Source organism: Oryzomonas sagensis (assembly GCF_008802355.1).
GTDB classification, from domain to species: domain Bacteria; phylum Desulfobacterota; class Desulfuromonadia; order Geobacterales; family Pseudopelobacteraceae; genus Oryzomonas; species Oryzomonas sagensis.
In genome coordinates, this window is the sequence record NZ_VZRA01000003.1 from 192,578 (window position 1) to 211,895 (window position 19,318).

The 19,318-nt window shown below is 59.2% G+C and carries 22 protein-coding genes; 8 read left to right on the forward strand and 14 right to left on the reverse strand.

Annotated features, from left to right (window positions below; genetic code table 11):
• Positions 1–47: 47 nt before the first annotated feature.
• Positions 48–911, forward strand: coding sequence for a transporter (locus tag F6V30_RS11710; RefSeq protein ID WP_151157140.1), 864 nt, complete (start codon positions 48–50; stop codon positions 909–911).
• 36 nt (positions 912–947) lie between these two features.
• Positions 948–1,793, forward strand: coding sequence for a hypothetical protein (locus F6V30_RS11715; protein ID WP_246163469.1), 846 nt, complete (start codon positions 948–950; stop codon positions 1,791–1,793).
• Positions 1,794–1,921: 128 nt separating this feature from the next.
• On the opposite strand, the gene F6V30_RS11720 is transcribed toward F6V30_RS11715, so the two are convergent.
• On the reverse strand, positions 1,922–3,502 hold the full coding sequence (locus tag F6V30_RS11720) for a methyl-accepting chemotaxis protein (protein ID WP_151157141.1): 1,581 nt from the start codon (positions 3,500–3,502) through the stop codon (positions 1,922–1,924).
• A gap of 203 nt (positions 3,503–3,705) precedes the next feature.
• Between F6V30_RS11720 and F6V30_RS11725 the strand changes: the two genes are divergently transcribed.
• Positions 3,706–4,107 carry a DUF309 domain-containing protein gene (locus F6V30_RS11725; protein ID WP_151157142.1) on the forward strand — a complete coding sequence of 134 codons (402 nt, stop codon included), beginning with the start codon at positions 3,706–3,708 and terminating at the stop codon, positions 4,105–4,107.
• Positions 4,108–4,232: 125 nt separating this feature from the next.
• Here F6V30_RS11725 and F6V30_RS11730 read toward each other — a convergent pair whose 3' ends face one another.
• Complete coding sequence (locus tag F6V30_RS11730) at positions 4,233–4,418, reverse strand: hypothetical protein (RefSeq protein WP_151157143.1); 186 nt, start codon at positions 4,416–4,418, stop codon at positions 4,233–4,235.
• A gap of 147 nt (positions 4,419–4,565) precedes the next feature.
• Here F6V30_RS11730 and F6V30_RS11735 point away from each other — a divergent pair, with 147 nt between their 5' ends.
• The gene (locus F6V30_RS11735; RefSeq protein WP_338042771.1) at positions 4,566–5,015 is read left to right on the forward strand and encodes an NfeD family protein; all 450 of its coding nucleotides are present in this window, start codon (positions 4,566–4,568) and stop codon (positions 5,013–5,015) included.
• 9 nt (positions 5,016–5,024) lie between these two features.
• Positions 5,025–5,873 carry an SPFH domain-containing protein gene (locus F6V30_RS11740; RefSeq protein WP_151157144.1) on the forward strand — a complete coding sequence of 283 codons (849 nt, stop codon included), beginning with the start codon at positions 5,025–5,027 and terminating at the stop codon, positions 5,871–5,873.
• Between the two features lie 48 nt (positions 5,874–5,921).
• Here the strand turns inward: F6V30_RS11740 and F6V30_RS11745 are convergent, their stop codons facing one another.
• Positions 5,922–6,137 (reverse strand): hypothetical protein, encoded by a 216-nt coding sequence (locus F6V30_RS11745; protein WP_149305976.1) that lies wholly within the window; start codon positions 6,135–6,137, stop codon positions 5,922–5,924.
• Between the two features lie 363 nt (positions 6,138–6,500).
• Between F6V30_RS11745 and tadA the strand changes: the two genes are divergently transcribed.
• The 3 genes from tadA (at position 6,501) to F6V30_RS11760 (ending at position 7,942) form a co-directional block, all read left to right on the forward strand.
• Entirely contained in the window at positions 6,501–6,980 is a 480-nt protein-coding gene (tadA, locus tag F6V30_RS11750; protein WP_151157145.1) for a tRNA adenosine(34) deaminase TadA, read from the forward strand.
• An 87-nt stretch (positions 6,981–7,067) separates the two neighbouring features.
• The gene (locus F6V30_RS11755) at positions 7,068–7,592 is read left to right on the forward strand and encodes a peroxiredoxin family protein (protein WP_191965669.1); all 525 of its coding nucleotides are present in this window, start codon (positions 7,068–7,070) and stop codon (positions 7,590–7,592) included.
• Positions 7,589–7,942: a hypothetical protein gene (locus F6V30_RS11760; RefSeq protein WP_151157147.1), complete on the forward strand. Its 354-nt coding sequence runs from the start codon at positions 7,589–7,591 to the stop codon at positions 7,940–7,942. Before F6V30_RS11755 ends, F6V30_RS11760 begins: the two co-directional genes overlap by 4 nt.
• Before the next feature lie 160 nt (positions 7,943–8,102).
• Here F6V30_RS11760 and F6V30_RS11765 read toward each other — a convergent pair whose 3' ends face one another.
• The 11 genes from F6V30_RS11765 to ftsH form a co-directional block, all read right to left on the reverse strand.
• A complete protein-coding gene (locus F6V30_RS11765) occupies positions 8,103–9,317 on the reverse strand; it encodes an aspartate kinase (RefSeq protein WP_151157148.1) in 1,215 nt (404 codons plus the stop codon).
• Positions 9,318–9,389: 72 nt separating this feature from the next.
• Positions 9,390–9,887: a tRNA (adenosine(37)-N6)-threonylcarbamoyltransferase complex ATPase subunit type 1 TsaE gene (gene tsaE, locus F6V30_RS11770; RefSeq protein ID WP_151157149.1), complete on the reverse strand. Its 498-nt coding sequence runs from the start codon at positions 9,885–9,887 to the stop codon at positions 9,390–9,392.
• The gene (locus tag F6V30_RS11775; RefSeq protein WP_149305970.1) at positions 9,884–10,336 is read right to left on the reverse strand and encodes a CBS domain-containing protein; all 453 of its coding nucleotides are present in this window, start codon (positions 10,334–10,336) and stop codon (positions 9,884–9,886) included. The genes tsaE and F6V30_RS11775 overlap by 4 nt, the downstream gene beginning before the upstream one ends.
• Positions 10,324–11,901, reverse strand: coding sequence for an NAD(P)H-hydrate dehydratase (locus tag F6V30_RS11780; protein WP_151157150.1), 1,578 nt, complete (start codon positions 11,899–11,901; stop codon positions 10,324–10,326). The genes F6V30_RS11775 and F6V30_RS11780 overlap by 13 nt, the downstream gene beginning before the upstream one ends.
• Entirely contained in the window at positions 11,898–12,278 is a 381-nt protein-coding gene (locus F6V30_RS11785; RefSeq protein WP_151157151.1) for a holo-[acyl-carrier-protein] synthase, read from the reverse strand. The genes F6V30_RS11780 and F6V30_RS11785 overlap by 4 nt, the downstream gene beginning before the upstream one ends.
• Entirely contained in the window at positions 12,275–12,994 is a 720-nt protein-coding gene (locus F6V30_RS11790) for a pyridoxine 5'-phosphate synthase (RefSeq protein WP_151157152.1), read from the reverse strand. The genes F6V30_RS11785 and F6V30_RS11790 overlap by 4 nt, the downstream gene beginning before the upstream one ends.
• 196 nt (positions 12,995–13,190) lie before the next feature.
• Entirely contained in the window at positions 13,191–14,546 is a 1,356-nt protein-coding gene (gene glmM, locus F6V30_RS11795; protein ID WP_151157153.1) for a phosphoglucosamine mutase, read from the reverse strand.
• Complete coding sequence (locus F6V30_RS11800; RefSeq protein ID WP_151157154.1) at positions 14,543–14,971, reverse strand: CdaR family protein; 429 nt, start codon at positions 14,969–14,971, stop codon at positions 14,543–14,545. The genes glmM and F6V30_RS11800 overlap by 4 nt, the downstream gene beginning before the upstream one ends.
• Complete coding sequence (cdaA, locus tag F6V30_RS11805) at positions 14,968–15,762, reverse strand: diadenylate cyclase CdaA (RefSeq protein WP_151157155.1); 795 nt, start codon at positions 15,760–15,762, stop codon at positions 14,968–14,970. Before cdaA ends, F6V30_RS11800 begins: the two co-directional genes overlap by 4 nt.
• Positions 15,763–15,821: 59 nt before the next feature.
• Positions 15,822–17,024: a dihydropteroate synthase gene (gene folP, locus F6V30_RS11810; RefSeq protein WP_151157156.1), complete on the reverse strand. Its 1,203-nt coding sequence runs from the start codon at positions 17,022–17,024 to the stop codon at positions 15,822–15,824.
• Position 17,025: 1 nt separating this feature from the next.
• Complete coding sequence (gene ftsH / locus F6V30_RS11815) at positions 17,026–18,909, reverse strand: ATP-dependent zinc metalloprotease FtsH (protein ID WP_246163471.1); 1,884 nt, start codon at positions 18,907–18,909, stop codon at positions 17,026–17,028.
• Positions 18,910–19,318 lie beyond the last annotated feature (409 nt).

Genomic DNA, 19,318 nt, shown 5'->3' on the forward strand with positions numbered 1-19,318 from the left:
CGTCCTTGTTGCCCACGAAGCCGATTATCTTAAAGAAGGAGCTCACAATGCAACACTTGATAGGATCGGGAAGGTTTTCCTCCCTTCTTGCCGTCATGACCCTCTTCATTCTTCCGGCATGGGCTTGTGCCGACGAACCCGCATATTCCGTCGGCCTTGGCTTTGAGTTCGCGTCGGGTAAATACGGAACCGGAATCAGGACCGACTCCATATACATGCCGTTCACGGCGACGGTCTACCCGACCGAGCGACTTGATTTTTCGCTGGAAATCCCCTTTGTCTACCAGAGCAGTAGTGCGGTGGTGGCGGGGCAATACATGGGGATGCAGGGGCAGTCCACGGGCATGCAGTCGGTTGTGGCGGCAATGAATGGCATGGGGGCCTCCGGCTCGATGACTTCCGCGTCGGCGGGGAGCGTCAATAATTCCCATTCCGGGCTCGGCGACATCAAACTAAAGGCCGGATATGTCCTGTACACCGAGGAAAAGTATGTGCCGGCCATCCGCCCCAACGTCTACGTGAAAATTCCCACCGCCGACAAGAACAAATTCCTTGGGACCGGGGAGTTTGATGAAGGCTTTGCCGTGGAATTAACCAAGTGGTTCGGCAGTTGGTTTGCGGACGGCGAGGCGGGGTACGTCATCCAGGGAAAATCATCGGTCATTGCCGTCAAAAATTATCTCAACTACTACGCCGGAGCAGGTTATCAACTCACCGAGCGGCTGCGCCCCATGGTGTTGCTCAAAGGGACCACTCCTACCGTCAACGGCGCAGCGTCCCAGTTGGAGGCGCGGCTCAGAGTCAAGTACCAGTTCGCGAAACACACCGGCATCGATGGCTATCTGGCCAAGGGGATCACGACCGCCAGTCCCGAGTACGGCATGGGACTCGCCGTCTTTTACGAATTCTAGACTTCGCGTGCAGATGCGATTGAAGGAGAAACGATCATGATGAAAAAAACTATATTAGCAGCAGCGATGATTACTGTCGGCCTTATCGCCGGGTGCGGCAGCGGAGGCGGGACTACTCCGGCAACAGGAACAACCTCCTTGAGCGGCAAAGTGGCTGACGGTTATCTCGTCGGTGCCACCGTATTCCTCGACAAAAACGGTAACTACCAGTTGGATGCCGGCGAACCCTCGGCCACCACGGATGCCAATGGCGCGTACACCCTGACGGTCGATCCCGCGGATGTGGGCAAGTATCCCATCGTGGCGCTGGCAATCAAGGGGCAGACCATCGACAAGGATACCGGGCTGCCGGTCACCGGCAGTTATGTCCTCAGCATGCCCGCCACAGCCACGAGCGGCACGGTCAACAGCAACTTCATCAGCCCCATGTCGTCCCAATTGCGGGAAATGATGGAAACAGGGAAATATGCTTCCATGCAGCAGGCCATGACCGCCCTGGCGGCCAAACTTGGCATGACGGTCGGGACGAACATGCTCGAAGACTATATGCTCGCCAATAACGCCACCATGCACACTGCGGCGCAGAATATGGCGAGCCTGATGGGGGGAGAGATGGCTCAAGTGATGGGAACAAGCGGAACCACCGTTACCGTTGATGTCAATCGCTACCGCGGCATGATGGGGATGATCTTCAGCAACATGTCGTCCATCAAGGGGCCGAATTCCCAAACGGCCATGACGACCCTTATGGGCACCATGACCACAACCCTGGGGAATATGCCGATGATGAGTGCCGGACAGCCGTACCTGAATATGTCGACCGCCTTCAGAGGGGGCATGGCGGGAGGGACGACCGGGACCGGCGGCATGATGATGAACTGAGGCTCGTACTGCCTGGGGACTCTAAAAACGGTCGTTCGCACTTGCGAACGACCGTTTTTGTATTCAGCTTCTTACCGGGGAGGAACAAACTAAACTGTAATTGAACCGGGACACGTGCCTCTGTCCGCCTATCTCTCCTGGAAACGGGGATTCTTGTGGAAGTAGGCAAAACAGGACTCGATCCTTTGCAATTGCTGCGGTGTCGCGTCGATGAAATGGAGCCCGTAGAGGCCGTTGTCTTTCTGTTTGCTGTTCCAGACAACCCGTGCGGCAATGCGGAGCGGCGTCTGGCGCTCGTACTCGTCCCGGGATTTGCAGGGGGTCATGATGTCCACTTCGAGGGTTTCGTTGTGCGGGATATCGGTATTCCCCGGCAAGCGCAGCTTGAGCCCCGACAGGCTGAAATCGCTGGAGATCCCTTTGATCGGGTTTTGCTGGCCTGCGCGCCGCACGTAGACCAGGAGCCCGTTCTGGGCGCGGGGATAGAGCCGGTTTTCGTTTTGTGTGGGCAGGATCGTGGTGGCGGTGTCGAATGTGAAACGGGCCATCAGTTTGTTGAATTCCTGGGTCACATTGTTGAGATCGGCGCTGATGGTGGCGGTTATCCCCACCTTTGAGCCGCTTTCGCGAATGGTGTGGAAAAGCGAATCCAGACTCAGCTGCAGGGTGGATAACTGTTCCATCTGGGATTGGCTGACCTCGGATATGCGTGTATTCGCAGCGGTGGACTCCCGTACCGAGGCTACCATTCGCTCGATGATCTCTGCGGTCTCCTGGGTCTTTTGCTCGCCGTCGTGCACCCGCGTAACGATCTGCTCCATTGTCTTCCTGCTCTGGTTGACCTGGCTCGTCAATTCAGCGATGATCCCGGAGATTTCCTCCGTTTCCCGCGCCGTGCGTGAGGCCAGATTGCGCACCTCGTCGGCGACCACCGCGAAACCGCGTCCCTGTTCACCCGCCCGGGCCGCCTCTATGGCTGCATTCAGGGCCAGAAGGTTTGTCTGGTCGGCGATATCGGTGATGCTTTCAATAATCTGGTGAATCTTTTCTCCCACCTGGTGGAGACCGGCCGTTTCCAAGGCCGCCCGGTTCACCTCTTCCACGGTCAGGCGCATCTGGGCGATATTGTCCCTGGTCGCCATGAGCCCGCGTTCCGCCTCCTGCTCCGTCTCAGAGGATGTGCTGCGCACCCGTTCCGACAACTCCCGCACCGATTCCGATATCATGCGAACCTCGGATGTCGCCGCAGTCACGTCCTGCGCCCGTTCCTGCTGGGAATGGCTTGCGTTGGAGATGTCGTTGGATATTTCGGCGATCTGAAACGACGACTGTTCCATCTGAAGGCTTGCTTCGTGGATGTTGCGCAGCACATCGGTCAGGTTTGCCACCATGACCCGCATGGCCATCAGGATCTTGCTGATTTCGTTATTGCGTCGTACGATGATCTCAGGGCTGAGATCGCCTTTGGACATGGTTTGCAGGTAGCCGATGGTCCGGCCGATGGAATTACTTATGGCCCAGACATTGATGCCGCCGAACAGAGCCCCCAGGCAGATGAAGAAAGCAGCCGCGCAGAATTGCAGGAGGGCGGAGTCAAGCGACCTCCCGGCAAAGGTTGCAGCGATGATGCAGCCGCTGTAGCATACACACAGGATTGTGAGCCTGGTTTTGATGCTCAAACAGAGATAATAGTTCCAGAGTGCATTCATGGCATTGGCTCCCCGACTATAGTGGCTGGTTGTGTCATCGCTTCCGTGTGAGGACATGTTCAAGAATGGCAATCAACCTTACGTTACGGACGGAACTATACCAGCCTGCACGTGGGCGCACAACAACTTGTGTTTTTTTCTGCTGTTTTCGGGTGGTTGCAGGCGTTTGGCGCTGGCGGCTGAACAAACGTGAGGTACTGTTTATGCGATGTTGTGAAGACTCTCCGTCGCGACAATTGCTTGAGGCGGTGCGGCAATTCAATACCCGTGGCTGGTATGAATGCCACGAGACCCTTGAAGACCTCTGGGTGGGGGAGGAGGGCGAGGCGCGCTACTTCTACCAGGGAGTTCTCCAGGTGGCGGTGGCCCTGCACCATTGGAGAAACGGCAATTTCGGCGGTGCAGTCACGCTCTTGGAGGGTGGGGCGGCGTACCTGAGGCGCGTGCCGGCGGTTTGCCAGTGGGTGGATGTGGCCGCTTTCATCGCCGCTGCCGACAGGGTGCGGGAGGCGCTGATACAGTTAGGCAAAGAGCGTATGGCGTCGCTGGATCCGTCTTTGATTCCTGTTTTGAGGGTTGTTTCACTGCCGGATGATTGCAAATAAAACGGATGATTATAAGTCGAAAAAAAGTCTGCGCTCCCGGACGGGGGAAGGGCATTTGGGGAGGGTATCGTTATCGGGGGATATTTTAACTTCCGTTACGGGAAAAACCTTCCCGGGGCACCGCATCAGGCGTAGGTCGAAAAGTTGTAGGAGCTGTCCGGCTTGGGAGCCTGCTGAACGTTCTGGGCCAGGAGGTCGGCCAACTGGTTCTGCTGGTTGGCGGCCTGTTTTATCATGGCCGTCGACAGCGTTTGTTGAGTCTGTCCGCCTTTTACCGACAGTGCGGTCCCTGCAATCGTGCCGATATCCATAATCAATCTCCTTGGTCGTTATTATTGCAATATGCGCATCCAAAGTGCAACAAAAAAGGAAAAAGGTCAATTTTGCGTGATATTTTTGCTATACTTTTGAGGGATGATTGCCTAGAGTTTGACGATGATATTGACGAAAGAGGTCGCATGATGCAGTTCGAATGGTGGTACTGGATAATCGCCGGATTTTGCCTGATCGGCCTGGAACTGGCCGTGCCGTCGTTCACGATCATCTGGTTCGGCCTGGGGGCCTTGGTGGTCGGCCTGCTGAAGGCGCTCTGGCCGGGATTTCCCGTGGCCGGGCAGCTGTTCATCTGGACCGTGTCGTCCATCGGTTTCACCGTGATGTGGTTCAAATATCTCAAGCCCAAGGTCAGTAGAACCCATTCCGGCCAATCGAAGGAAGGGATCGTGGGGGAAACCGGCATCATCGTCCGGGGGACGGAGGATAGCTACGGCCGTGGGACGGTACGATTCCGCATTGCCGTGCTGGGCGCCGACGAGTGGGGCTGTTATGCCGATGAGGTGCTGCAGGTGGGAGATTCGGTCCGCGTCGTGGATATTGAAGGACAGGTTCTCAAGGTAACTAAAATCTAGGGGGGAAAGATGGCTGGAGTTGTTGTTTTTGGCGTTCTTCTGGTGGTGGTCGCTGCAACGCTGTTCGCCGGGGTCAAGACCGTTCCCCAGGGGCAGGAGTGGGTCGTGGAGCGGCTGGGCAAATATCATTCGACCCTCAAGCCGGGACTCAACTTTATCATCCCCTACATCGATACCGTGGCCTACCGGGTCTCGACCAAGGGGGACGTGCTCTCCGTGGGCGCACAGGAGGTGATTACCCGGGACAACGCGGTCATCATCACCAATGCCATCGCCTTCATCAAGGTTACCGATCCGACCCGCGCCGTGTACGAGATCCAGAACTACGAATATGCCATCCAGAACCTGGTCATGACCTCCCTGCGGGCCATCATCGGCCAGATGGACCTGAACAGCGCCCTGTCGGAGCGGGAACATATCAAGGCCAGACTTCAGGACGCCATCTCCAAGGAGGTGGCAACCTGGGGGATCTATGTCCAATCGGTGGAGATTCAGGACATCAAGCCGTCCGAGTCCATGCAGCGGGCCATGGAGCAGCAGGCCAGCGCCGACCGCTTCAAGCAGGCCACCATTCTGGAAGCCGAGGGCAAGCGGGAAGCCACCATTCGAGAGGCTGAGGGACGCCTGGAAGCCGCCAAGCGCGAGGCAGAGGCCCAGGTCCGGCTGGCCGAGGCGTCGGCCAAGGCCATTACCGATATCAGTGAGGCCATCAAGGACCGCGACCTGCCCGCCGTGTTCCTGCTGGGGGACCGCTACGTCAACATGCTGCAGAAGCTGGCCGCCTCACCCAACGCCAAGATGGTGGTCCTGCCGGCCGACCTGCCGGCAGCCGTTCGCGGCATGATGGGAAAAGGGTAACGGGTAGGGGGATTGGTGAAACAGGCGTGGTGGCGCCCTCAAGGCGTGCTAAAACCCCGGCCGCGAGGTACAGCAGTTAAGGGCGTCCCTGACTTCCTTCCTGAATCTGGTGAGGTTTTCCTTCTCTTCGCCGAACGTTTCCACATGGTTGATCTTTTCCGTGACAAGGGAGTGCAGCTTGCTCAACTTGCCGTGGTCTCCCATGGCCGCCCGCAGTTCCTTGCGCAACTCATTAACAACTTTGTCGCTTGATTTCATAAACATATGGCACCACCTGGTGTTGAGTGATTGGGAAATTCTGGGAACGTCATGCGTAATGCAACGGCCTCTTACTCCCGGTCTACCCTGTTGTAGCGAATGGTCCAGAACTGAGTCCGGCTGCTTCACCTCATCCCCATTCTCACGCCGTCCATGAACAGGGGCAATCCGGCCCATCGTTAAAAGCTAATATGAATACACCCCGTGGTCAAGCTATAAATTGCAAGTATTTCAAAGACAACGGCTTTTTCGAGGGGCTGGGGGCGGCCAGTTCATACTCGTGGAATTAGGTAGACAACCCCGCCTCCTTTTCGCTATGTTTCCCTGGTGAACGATCATACGGAACGCAGGACAGGATGTGAGACAGCTTTGAAAAACGACCACGACTACTGGATGGCCAAGGCTATCGCCGAAGCGGCCAAGGCCCGGGCCAAGGACGAAGTTCCCATCGGCTGCGTCATTGTCCGGGATGGCAAGATCATCGCCCGGGGCCATAACCTGCGCGAAACGGCCCAGGACCCCGCGGCCCACGCCGAGCTGATCGCCATCAGAAAGGCCGCGCGGAAGCTTAACTCCTGGCGGCTCCTGGATACGACACTTTACGTCACCCTCGAACCGTGCATCATGTGCATGGGAGCCATCATCCTGGCCCGCATACCCACCGTTGTCTTTGGCTGCCACGACCCCAAGGGGGGCGCGGCCGGCACCCTGTACGACCTCTCCAACGATCCCCGCCTCAATCACCGGGTGGACCTTGTCCCCCGCATTATGGAACAGGAATGCTCATCGCTGCTGAGCGCTTTTTTTGCCGAGCTGCGCCGCCGCCGGCGCAGCCTCCCTGTTTCCTGATTCCCCCGATCACAAATTTCTGGCGTTCGATGTTAAATTGAAGTATATGTTTATTTGTATTTTAATATGTTTTTGTGCGGGGGGGCAATGAATATCGGTTTACCTTTGAAAGCATTCAGCCTTGGTCTTGTTCTCGGTTTTTGCCTGTTTGCAGGTACTGCTGCGCAGGCTGCACGGGTTAATGACAAGGCTCCCAACTTCAACCTGAAGGACCTGAATGGCCGCAGAGTAACCCTGAATGAGCTAAAGGGCAGCGCGGTCATTTTGAACTTCTGGTCTACCGCATGCCCCCCGTGCTTAGCCGAGATACCCGGATTGAATGCGCTTTACCGCGACATGAGGGCAAAAGGCCTGATGGTGCTCGGCATTGCCATTGATTCTTCGGAAAAGCCTGTTCGTGAACAGGCAAGCCGGTTGAAGATAGAGTATCCCGTTCTGCTGGATAGTGAAAAAAATGTCTATTTCGATACATTCGGGCTTTTCGGGCAGCCCGTCAGCATACTGATCGATCGTTCCGGCATAGTGCGGGACAAACTTATCGGGCAGTTGGATTGGAATTCAGCCCAGATCAAGGGCAAGGTGCAAAAACTCCTGAAGGGAAGGCAGCCATGATGAACAAGCACATCCTGATTGGTATCTTTGCGGTTCTGACGAGTCTTACGGCGGGGTGCGGAAGCGCAAATTTCCTGGTGTACAAGGACGCCAAGCATTTTTACGTCACCAGTAATGGCGCGACCCTGAAAAAAATGCTTTGCGAATCCGGCGATATAAATCGGATTCTGACTGACTCTCGCCTCCCGGAGGCGACGCAGAAGGACCTGCATGAGGGAATATGCTCGTCCAACAAGGTTAAGGAACGACTGTTGGCCACTCTTGAAGACATGACGCCGGAGCAGCGCAGTGCGCTCAAGCTTGCCTTTCAAGCCAACGGTTATCAAATCAACACTATCGCCAACTGTTGAGGCAGCGGCTACTAGGCGCCCGGTCGGGAGCCATGCGTAACGGTAACAGTTCAGAGATCTGTTCAAACTGCCGAAATAGGCAAAAGGGCCGGATCGCCAACGAAAACGCCCCGCCGGGAAATCCGGCGGGGCGTTTTCGTTGGGACGCGGGAAGGGGAGGTCAGCCTTTCAGCCCGAAGGTATCGTGCAGCACGCGTACGGCCAGTTCGGTGTATTTCTCGTCGACCACGACCGAGATCTTGATCTCCGAGGTGGAAACCATCTGGATGTTGATCCCGTTGGCCGCAAGGGCGACGAACATCTGGGTGGCGACGCCGGCGTGGCTGCGCATGCCGAGGCCGACGATGGATACCTTGCTGATGTTTTCGTCGGAAAGGACCTCTTTGGCCTGAATCGTCTTGGCGACCTCATTGGTGATCAACAGGGCCTGTTTCAGGTCAGCCTTGGTCACGGTGAAGGTGAAGTCGGTCAAGCCGGCTTGGCTGACGTTCTGGACGATCATGTCCACCGAGATGGCTGCGTCGGAGAGCGGCGTGAGAATCTTGGCGGCGATGCCCGGCTTGTCCGGTACTCCCATGACGGCAATCTTGGCTTCATTCTTGTCGTACGCCACCCCTGATACGAGAATACCTTCCATTTCCTTATCCTCCCTGGTAACCATGGTACCGGTGTTTTCATTAAGACTCGAACGGACGTGAACGTCCACATTGTATTTCTTGGCGAATTCCACCGAACGGATCTGCAGCACCTTGGCGCCCAGGCTGGCCAGTTCGAGCATCTCGTCGTAGGAGATCTTCTCGACCTTGCGGGCTTCCTTGCAGATGTTGGGATCGGTGGTATAAACGCCGTCCACGTCGGTGTATATCTCGCAGACGTCTGCCGTGAGGGCCGCCGCAATGGCCACGGCCGAGGTATCGGAACCGCCGCGTCCCAGGGTGGTGACATTGCCGGCCGCGTCGATCCCCTGGAAACCGGCCACGATCACGATGGCGCCGTCTTTGAGAGCGGCACGGATGTTCTTGTCGTCGATGCTTTCTATGCGGGCCTTGCTGGCGACGCTGTCGGTAATGATCGGCACCTGCCACCCCTGGTAAGACTTGGCCTTGTACCCCAGGGACTTGAGGTGCATGGCCAAGAGGCCGATGGTGACCTGCTCGCCGGTGGCGACCACCACGTCATATTCACGCCCGTCGGGAATTTCGCTCATCTCGTTGGCAAGGGCGACCAGTTTATTGGTCTCTCCGGACATGGCGGACACGACGACAATCACGTCATTACCCGCTTCATAGGTCTTGATGATCCGCTTGGCGACGTTTTTGATGCGGTCGGCGGTGCCAACCGACGTGCCGCCGTATTTCTGGACTACCAGTGCCATACATCGCTCCTTCACAAATAGGTGGTGGGACAGACTGCCCGAAGGTAAAGCTCTATAACAGATTATCAACTCTCAGGTCAAAGAAATTTTATCGCCTTGTATACGCTTTAGCAAGCGTGACAACAGAATCTCCGAGGATGTTCCCCTCGCTTCCAGGGTGATGCTGCGCCGGTCGTCGCCGTCATAGCGGAACGTAATACGCAGATGATCGGCGGGGAGCAGGTCTTTCAGGCGCTCGGACCATTCCACGATACAGACGCCTTCCCCCTGGAGGTACTCCGTGAAGCCCAGGTCGTCGATATCTGCCTCTCCTGCCATGCGGTAGAAGTCGAAGTGATAGATCGGTACGCGGCCGGGGTACTGATTCATGATGGCAAAGGTGGGGCTGGCCACCAGATGGGCACTCTCCGGGGCAACTGCCTGAACCACGCCGCGGGTGAAACAGGTCTTGCCCCCTCCCAGTTCACCCCGCAGCGCCAGGAAAGCGCCCTGTTCCAGCAGCGCCCCCAGCTGCCGTCCCAATTCCTCGGTTTCGCCGGGCGAACTGGTGTGGAAGGTCTCTTCGATCACTTCGGGACCAGATTGCGGATGATGTCGATGCGGGAGACGATCCCCACCAGCTTGTGCCCCTCAACCACCGGCAGCGCATGCAGTTTGCGGTCGCTCATGATGTCGGCGGCCGTGCTGACCGGGTCGGTGGGGGCGATCGTCACCACGTCGCCGGAGCAGATCTCCCCCACGGTCTGGGCGGTCATCTTCTGCACCTCGCGCTCCAGGGTCCGTTCCCCCTGCAGGGGGATCACCCAATCGAAGATGGAAATGACCGTGGGGATATGCAGGTTGCGCCCCTGTTCGATCAGATCGGAGGAGGTCACGATGCCGGTCAGGTTTCCGGCTTCGTCCACCACCGGCAGGCTGCCGAAGCGACGGGTCTCGAATATCCCCGACAATTCCCGCAGGTTGGTCTCTTTTTTCACGGTGACGACGTCTTTGGTCATGATGTCGGCTACGGTCTGCATACGCTGTTCTCCTTGGGTAACGGTAGTAGATTGTGGTAGGCATAGGGGAGCTTTTCCTGCACGTCGCCGGCGCTCATGCCGATCTCCCCTTTGTCCCGGGCCACCAGATCGGCGGCGTAGCCGTGGATGAAGACCCCCAGGCGGCAGGCATCATGGCAGTTGTACCCCTGGCCCAGGAGTGAGGCGATGATGCCGGTCAGCACGTCCCCCATGCCGCCGCTGGCCATGCCCGGATTGCCGCTGCCGTTGATGGCCGTGCTACCGTCCGGTGCGACGATGATGGTGCGGGAACCCTTGAGGATCAGGTGAACGCCGAAGGCGGCGGCAAACTTTCGGGCCGTGGCGATGCGGTCGGTTTCCACGTCTGCGATGGTGGCCCCCATCAGGCGGGCCATCTCTCCCGGGTGGGGGGTCAACACGACATGAGTGCTTTTCTTCTCCAGCAGGCAGTTCGCGTCCTGAGCCACGGCATTCAGGCCATCGGCGTCGATCACCAGGGGGAGGGCGACTGTTTTCAACAGGGCATGCACCAGGGCGACGGTGGCAGGGTGCTGGCCCAGGCCGGGGCCGATGGCCAGGGCATCCTTGCCGGGGAGCAGTCCTTCGATGGCGGGAAATGTGCTGCCGGTCAGGTAGCCGCAGCCGGAATCGCCCAGGGGAACGGTCATGGCTTCGGTGGTCTTTACCTCCAGAATAGGGTTGAGGCTTTCCGGGACCGCCAGGGTCACCAGACCGGAACCGGCCCGCACGGCGCTGTTGGCGGAGAGCGCGGCGGCGCCGGTCTTGCCGCGGGACCCGGCGACGATCAGGCAGTGGCCGAAATGCCCCTTGTGGGCCTGACGGTCGCGGCGGCGCAGCAGGGGGGCGATGCTGTCGGCGGTGAGGAATTCGCAACCGGAGGCGTTCTCCACGAGTTCGGCCGGGATGCCGATGTCGGCCACCACCAGGCGGCCGGTGTGGTCGGCGCCAGGATACAGGACGTGCCCCAGTTTTGCGGCGGCAAAGGTGACGGTGACGGTCGCCCGCACCGCGCGCCCCAACACCCGGCCGGACGTCCCGTGGATGCCGGAAGGGATGTCTACCGCCAGTATCGGACACCCGGCAGTATTGATCAACTCCACCGCTTCCCGGTGGATGCCGGCAACTTCGCTATTCAGGCCGGTTCCGAAAAGGGCATCCACGACGACATCGGCCTGGCTGAGCTCTTCTCGAAACAGCCCCGCCAGTTGTCCCGGGACGGTGCAGTAGGAGACCGCGGCCGGCGGCAACCGCTCAAGGTTGATGGCCGCATCGCCGCCGATCCGGTCCCGTTCCGCCAGGATGCAGACCCGGACCTGCCAGCCGCTTTGCAGCAGCAGGCGTGCGATGACGTAACCGTCGCCGCCGTTATTGCCCCGGCCGGCAAAGATGAAGGCCCGCTTGTCCCCCGTATAGCCGAACTCGTGGAAGATGGCCTCCATGCAGGCGTGGCCGGCATGTTCCATCAACTCCAGCCCCGGTATGCCGTGCTCCTGGATGGCCTGCCGGTCCAACTCCTGCATGGTCTGCGCCGCTATGACCTTCATGGTGCCTCCAGCACTACCATGGCAACGGCCTGTCCGCCGTCATGGGACAGGGAGAGGAATGACGTCCCCAGTCCCCTCTCCGTGAAAATTTTGTGTGCCTGGCCCGTGAGCCGGAGATCCGGTTTGCCCGACTCGTTGTTGACGACCTCCATGTCGTGCCAGGAAATGCCGTCGCGCAGGCCGCTGCCCAATGCCTTCAGGAAGGCCTCCTTGGCGGCGAAGCGGGCGGCGTAGCATGAGGCGGCATCCTTGCGAACGCTGCACCGGTCCCGTTCCTCCCGGGTGAAGATCCGTGCGATGATCGCCTGGTTGCCGTCTTCCAGGAAACGCCGGAAGCGGCCGATCTCCACCGTATCGATGCCGATGCCGGAGATCATGCGTACTTGATCAACTCGACCATGTCGCGTACGGCCCGGTCGAGGCCGACCAGCATGGCGCGGGAGATGATGGCGTGGCCGATGTTGAATTCCTCGATGCCGCCCAGGGCGGTAATCGCCTTGATGTTGACGTAGTTGAGCCCGTGTCCGGCATTGACCCCCAGGCCGACCTTGCGGGCCAGCTTGATGGCGGTATCGACGGCCTCCAGCTCCTTCTCCTGCAGGGCCCAGTCCCGGGCCTCGGCATAGGAGCCGGTATGAATCTCGATGTAATCGGCGCCGGTTTTGTTGGCGGCCTTGATTTGTTCCTGATTCGGGTCGATGAACAGGCTGACGATGATGCCGTTGTCCCGCAGGCGTTTGACGGCGTCGGTGACGGCCTTGATATTGAGGATGACGTCCAGCCCCCCCTCGGTGGTCAACTCCTGGCGTTTCTCCGGCACCAGGGTGACCTGCTCCGGCTTCACCCTCAGGGCGATGCGCACCATCTCCTGAGTCGCGGCCATCTCCAGGTTCAACTTGGTCTTCACGGTCTGGCGCAGGATCTCCAGGTCCCGGTCCTGAATGTGCCGCCGGTCCTCCCGCAGATGGATGGTGATCCCCTCGGCCCCGGCCAATTCCCCCATGGCGGCCGCCGTCACCGGATCGGGTTCCAACCCGCCCCGGGCCTGACGCACGGTTGCGATATGATCGACGTTCAATCCCAGTTTTGCCACGTTAAAACCTCCTGACATTTGCCATAGGGGCAAATCTAAATACAGTATACTTCAACATCTGCCACGGAGACACAGAGACACAGAGGAACAACGAGAGAAAAGAAAAACATTCAGGGTAAATAACAAAACCAAGATTCAGGGTTGCTCTAAAGTTTTGCCGTTCTCCGCGTCTCTGCGGCAGATTTTTCTTTATTATCTACTCCCCGATATGCAGCTTCACCAGCTCCGCGATCTCGTTGGCCCAAGTGGTGATCTCGTACTTGTCCTGTCCCTCGATCATGACCCGCAGGAGCGGTTCGGTGCCGGAATAGCGGATCAGTACGCGCCCCTCGCTTCCCAGCTTCTTTTCCACGTCGCCAATCCTGGCGGCGATCTCGGGGATGGTCATGATGTCTTTCTTTTCGGCGACCCGCGTGTTGACCAGCACCTGGGGAAGGGCGATCATCAGTTTGGCCAGTTCGGAGAGCGGTTTCCCCTCGCGGCGCATGACCGCCAGAAGCTGGAGCGCCGAGAGGATACCATCGCCGGTGGTGCTGTGGTCCAGGAAGATCATGTGCCCGGACTGCTCACCTCCCAGATTGTACCCCCCCTTGCGCATCTCCTCAACCACGTAGCGGTCGCCTACGGCGGTTTTGATCACCGTACCGCCCGCCTTTCTGACGGCGATGTCCAACCCCATGTTGCTCATGACGGTGGCCACCAGGGTATTCTTCTTCAGGGTGTTGCGGCGCAACATGTCCGTGGCGCAGATCGCCATGATATGGTCGCCGTCCACCTCGTTGCCGAATTCGTCGCAGACGATTACCCGATCGGCGTCGCCGTCCAGGGCAATGCCGATGTCGGCCCGGTGTTCCTTGACGGCTTTGCTGATCACCTCCGGGTGGAGCGAGCCGCACCCGGCATTGATGTTGGTGCCGTTCGGCTTTACTCCCAGGGGGATCACCTCGGCCCCCAACTCCTCGAAGACGGCCGGGGCCACCTTGTAGGCGGCGCCGTTGGCGCAATCCAGAACGATTTTGAGGCCCGACAGGTCCATCTCCGGGGGAAAGGTGTTCTTGAGGAATACGATGTAGCGGCCGGCGGCATCGTCGATGCGGAAGGCCTTGCCCACCTCGGTTGCGGTTGGGCGCAGGGAGTCGATGTGATTCGTTTCGATCAGGTTCTCGATCTTCAGTTCGATTTCGTCCGGCAGTTTGAAACCGTCGGCGGAGAAGAACTTGATGCCGTTGTCCTGGAAGTCGTTGTGGGATGCCGAGATGACCACGCCGGCATCGGCCCGCATGGATGAGGTGATGTTGGCGATACCCGGCGTGGGGAGCGGTCCTACCACGAGTACATCCACCCCCATGGAGCAGATGCCCGCCACCAGGGCGTTTTCCAGCATGTAGCCCGACAGGCGGGTGTCCTTGCCGATGACGATGCGGTGCCGCCGCTTGTCGGCGCGTTTAAAGATGTATGCCGCGGCCCGGCCCAGCTGCATGGCTATTTCGCTGGTCATGGGATAGATATTGGCAACGCCGCGAACGCCATCGGTCCCGAAGAGTTTTTTCACGGTTTTCGATCTCCTTGGTCTGAATTCATCTGTGTTCTGATCAGGTCTATTTCCAGCACTGCCGGCGAGATGCGGGTCACCCGGATCCCCTCCGGCAGCTTCAGGTTGGTTTCCAAATGGGCAAAGACGGCCTTCCCGGGCCTGGCGCCCCGCAGGTTAAGGATGACGCTGGAATTGGCGCGCCGTGCGCCGTCGACCAGGATTGACGGCCCGGTCAGGGTGAAATGCACCTCGCCCGGCAGTGGCGGAGCCACGCTGTAGCCGGGTGGAGTGTTGCGCAACTCCACGGGCAGGACCAGCTCAAAGCGGGTTTCCCGGGAAAGGGACGTAAAGCTCCAGATGCAGACCGCCAGCATGAGGCTGAGAATCTTGAGGCTTGCGTTTCGCATGCAGCGGCGTTTGACGGCGGCAAGGCTCCAGGTCATGGTTTTACCGCCTCTCCGGCCGGGGCCGCGGTATGGAGGCGCATGAAATCCAGGGATTTTCGCAGCATGCGCCGTATTTCAGCCTGTTCCAGGTCGTAGTAGATTTTGCCGTCATGCACCAGCGAAATGTTGCCGGTCTCTTCCGAGACCACCATGACCAGGGCGTCCACGAGTTCGGATAATCCCAGTGCCGCCCGGTGCCGCGTGCCGAAGCTCTTGGCGATGTCCGGGTTTTTGGACAACGGCAGCAGGCAGCCGGCCTTGGTGAGCTTTCCGTTGTGGATGATCACCGCCCCGTCATGGATCGGGGAGTAGGGGAGGAAGATCGAGTTGAGCAGTTCGCTGGTCACCTTGGCGTCGATCTCGGTGCCCACTTCGACCAGGTGATCGATGGGCAGGCGGCGCACGATGACGATCAGCGCCCCGATCCGCTTCTTCGACATCTCACCGACCGCCCTGACCAGTTCCTCGATGGTTTCGGTCGTCTCGTCCTGGGTATTGGCGGGGACGGGACGACGCCCCAGGGAAAGGATGGCCCGGCGGATATCCCCCTGGAAGATGATGGCCAAAATGATCAGTGCCGAGGAAAATATGGTGCGCAGCAGCCAGGTCGTGGAGGAAAAGCCGGAGAGTTGCGCCATGTAGAAGCAGGAGAAGAACAGCAGCAGAAAGATCAGGAGCCTGACGGCGGCGTCCTTTTTCAGAACAAGGGAAAAATGATAGACAAGGACAGCCACGATAAGGATGTCGCCGAGGTCGAGCAGGGTGCTGTTGTCGAGCAAACCAGGCATTCTTTCCCTCTGATGGCGGCGGGTTTGGTGCCGCCTATAACCGGGGTGGCTAGGAGCATTCAGCTAGTGATAATTGCATGGGCCATGTCCGCGGCGTCACGCATCTCGCGGACGTCGTGCACCCGTACAATGGAGGCCCCGTTGGCAACGGCCAGTGCGACGGTTGCGGCGGTGCCGACCATGCGTTCCCCTGTCTCCCGCCCCAGCGTCTTGCCGATGAACGTCTTGCGGGAGGTCCCCACCAGGAGCGGCAGGCCGAGGCTGGTGAGCTCCCGCAGCCGCCGCAGGAGTTCGAGGTTGCCGGCGGTATCTTTGGCAAAACCGATACCGGGGTCGATGACGATCCGTTCCCGTTCGACCCCGGCCGTAACGGCGCTGTCCACCGAGCTGCGCAACCCGGCAATGACCTCGCCCAGCAGATCCTCGTAGTCGGTGCAGGTCTGCATCCTGTCGGGCGTGCCGCGGGTATGCTGCAAGACCACGCCGGCGCCGCTCTCCGCCGCCAAGGGCGCCATGGCGGGATCAAAGCCGAAGCCGCTGATGTCGTTGATGATCTCGGCTCCGGCGGCAAGCGCTCCCCGGGCCACTTCGCTCTTCCATGTGTCCACTGAAATGGGGCGGGAGAGCCTCCCCGCAAGGTGCTCAATGATCGGTGCGACCCGGCGCAACTCTTCTGCGGCCGGAACCGCAGGAGCGCCCGGCCGGGTGCTCTCTCCGCCGATATCGATGATGTCGGCCCCCTCGGCCTCCATCTCCAGGGCGTGTTCTACCGCCTTGTGCGGATCGATGAAGCTGCCGCCGTCTGAAAAGGAATCGGGTGTCGCGTTGAGGATGCCCATGATGAGCGGGCGATCGAGCAGTAAATCGCGCCGCGCCGTTTTCCACGTTTTCAGGGCCGGAGAAACGTTTGTCAGGAGGGCGGTCAAGTCGGCCGCCAGATCGGCAAGGCCAAACGGCTGCTGGGCAAGTTTTTCGCAGAGCCTGCGGAGCTGTTTCTCCGTACCGGTCAGGATGACGTCGGTTCGGTCGATACTGCACGCCACCGTACCGCGGGCCACCGCTGCATCCCCCCCCAGGCCGAGCATCTCCTGTTTGAGGATGTTGGCCTGACGGCAGAGGAGCTTGCTCAGGTGTACGCAACGGATCAACATCTTGGGGGACATCATGCCGATACCGCGCGGGTCGACGCCTATCCTTGCCAGTTCCCGTTCGGCTTCCTCCTGGGAGGTAACGGCGAGCAGCCTGACCGTGAAGGCACTCATATCAAGCCTTGAGGTCGGTGGTATGCTGCTGCGCCTGTGCCGCCGCTTCTTCTCCGGCCGTCTGCTTGCCGTCGTGGCCATAGATCGGTGTACCGGCGTCAATGATCTCGTCCACCTCGGCCCCGGTCAGGTTTTCCTTTTCGATCAGGCATTCCGAGAGGTTGTGCAGACTCTTGATGTTTTCCTTGAGCAGGGTCAGGGCCCGTTCATAACCACCATCGACGATACGCTTGATCTCGGTGTCGATCTCCACGGCGGTGGCTTCGCTGTAGTTCTTGTGGGTGGACATCTCCCGGCCCAGGAAGATCTGTTCGTCTTTCTTGCCGAAGGAGAGCGGCCCCATCTTGTCGCTCATGCCCCATTCGCAGACCATCTTGCGGGCCATCTCGGTGGCCTGTTCGATATCGTTGCCGGCGCCGGTGGTAAAGGTATTGAAGATGAGGTCCTCGGCCGCCCGGCCGCCCATCAGCACGGCAATGCGGGCCAGAAGTGCCTCCCGCGAGTAACTGTGCTTGTCCTCGATGGGGAGCTGCATGGTGACGCCCAGGGCGCGGCCACGGGGGATGATGGATACCTTGTGGACCGGATCGGTGCCCGGAACCAGTTTGGCCACCAGGGTATGGCCCGCCTCGTGGTAGGCGGTGCTCTTCTTCTCTTCGTCCGAGATGACCATGCTGCGCCGTTCCACGCCCATGAGCACCTTGTCCTTGGCATTGTCGAAATCGCTGGATTCCACAACGGCCTTGTCCACCCGCGCCGCCAGAAGCGCCGCCTCGTTGACCACGTTGGCCAGATCGGCCCCGGAGAAACCGGGAGTGCCGCGGGCGATGACCGCCAGATCCACATCGGGCGAGAGTGGTACCTTCTTGGCGTGTACCTTGAGGATCATCTCGCGCCCCTTGACGTCGGGGCGGGGCACCACGACCTGGCGGTCGAAACGGCCGGGACGCAATAGGGCCGGATCGAGTACGTCGGGACGGTTCGTGGCTGCAATCAGGATGACACCTTCGTTGGACTCAAAGCCGTCCATCTCCACCAGCAACTGGTTGAGGGTCTGTTCGCGCTCGTCGTGGCCGCCGCCCAGGCCGGCCCCGCGGTGGCGGCCCACGGCGTCGATCTCATCGATGAAGATGATGCAGGGGGCGCTTTTTTTGCCCTGGAGGAACAGGTCACGCACCCGGCTGGCGCCGACGCCGACGAACATCTCCACGAAATCCGAGCCGGAGATGGAGAAGAAGGGGACGCCCGCCTCTCCGGCGATGGCCCGGGCCAGCAGGGTCTTGCCGGTGCCCGGAGGGCCCATCAGCAGCACCCCCTTGGGGATTCTGCCCCCCAGCTTGGTGAACTTCTTGGGGTCCTTCAGGAAGGCGATGATCTCGTTCAACTCCTCCTTGGCCTCTTCGATGCCGGCCACATCCTCGAAGGTGATCTTGCCTTGGCTTTCCGTCAGGAGTTTTGCCCGGCTCTTGCCGAAGGACATGGCCTTGCCGCCGCCGACCTGCATCTGGCGCATGAAAAAGATCCAGATGCCCACCAGGAGCAGCAGCGGGAACCAGGAGATGAAGATCGAGAACCAGGAGAATTTTTCTTCTTCCGGTTTGGCGATGATGGTGACCTTTTTGTCCAGGAGTTTCTCGGTCAGGTCCGCGTCGGAGTAGGGCTTGTAGGTGCGGAACTCCTTGCCGTCCTTACCCTCGAATTTGCCGGTGATGTCGTTGCCTTGGATGGTGACGGAGGTGATCTTGCCGGCGTCCACCTGGGCGATGAAATCGCTGAAATTGATCTTGTCAGCCGTCGGGCGCGGTTTGTTGAACATGTTGAAGAGCAGGATCATCATCAAGCTGATGACGAGCCAGAGTGCGAGATTTTTATAAAATTGGTTCACGGTTACCCCCGTACCTGAATGTGCGAATCATTTTTGTGTAAATTGAAATTAAGTACCATAACAAGTGCCCATTGACAAGTTCAAACGACCGGCGACATGGTTTTGGCAGGTACTGACGATTGCCCCGAAAGACGAGGGCACGATTTTTTTCTCAGTGATATTGAAAATCATTTGCAGTGATGGCTGGGCCGTAGTATTTTAAGCTATAAAAGAGCCGGCGAAAAGGATAGGGGGCAATTTTATATCGTAATCCAGGCAGCGGTTGGTGCGCTGATCGGTAAAGGAAGATTTCGGTTTTGCCTGATCGAGAGGTTCGTCATGAAAAAAGTATACACGACATTGTCGTTTGCGGCAGCCGCAATGAGTTCTGTCCTAATCATGAGTAATGATAACTGAAAAGGGCGGGCCG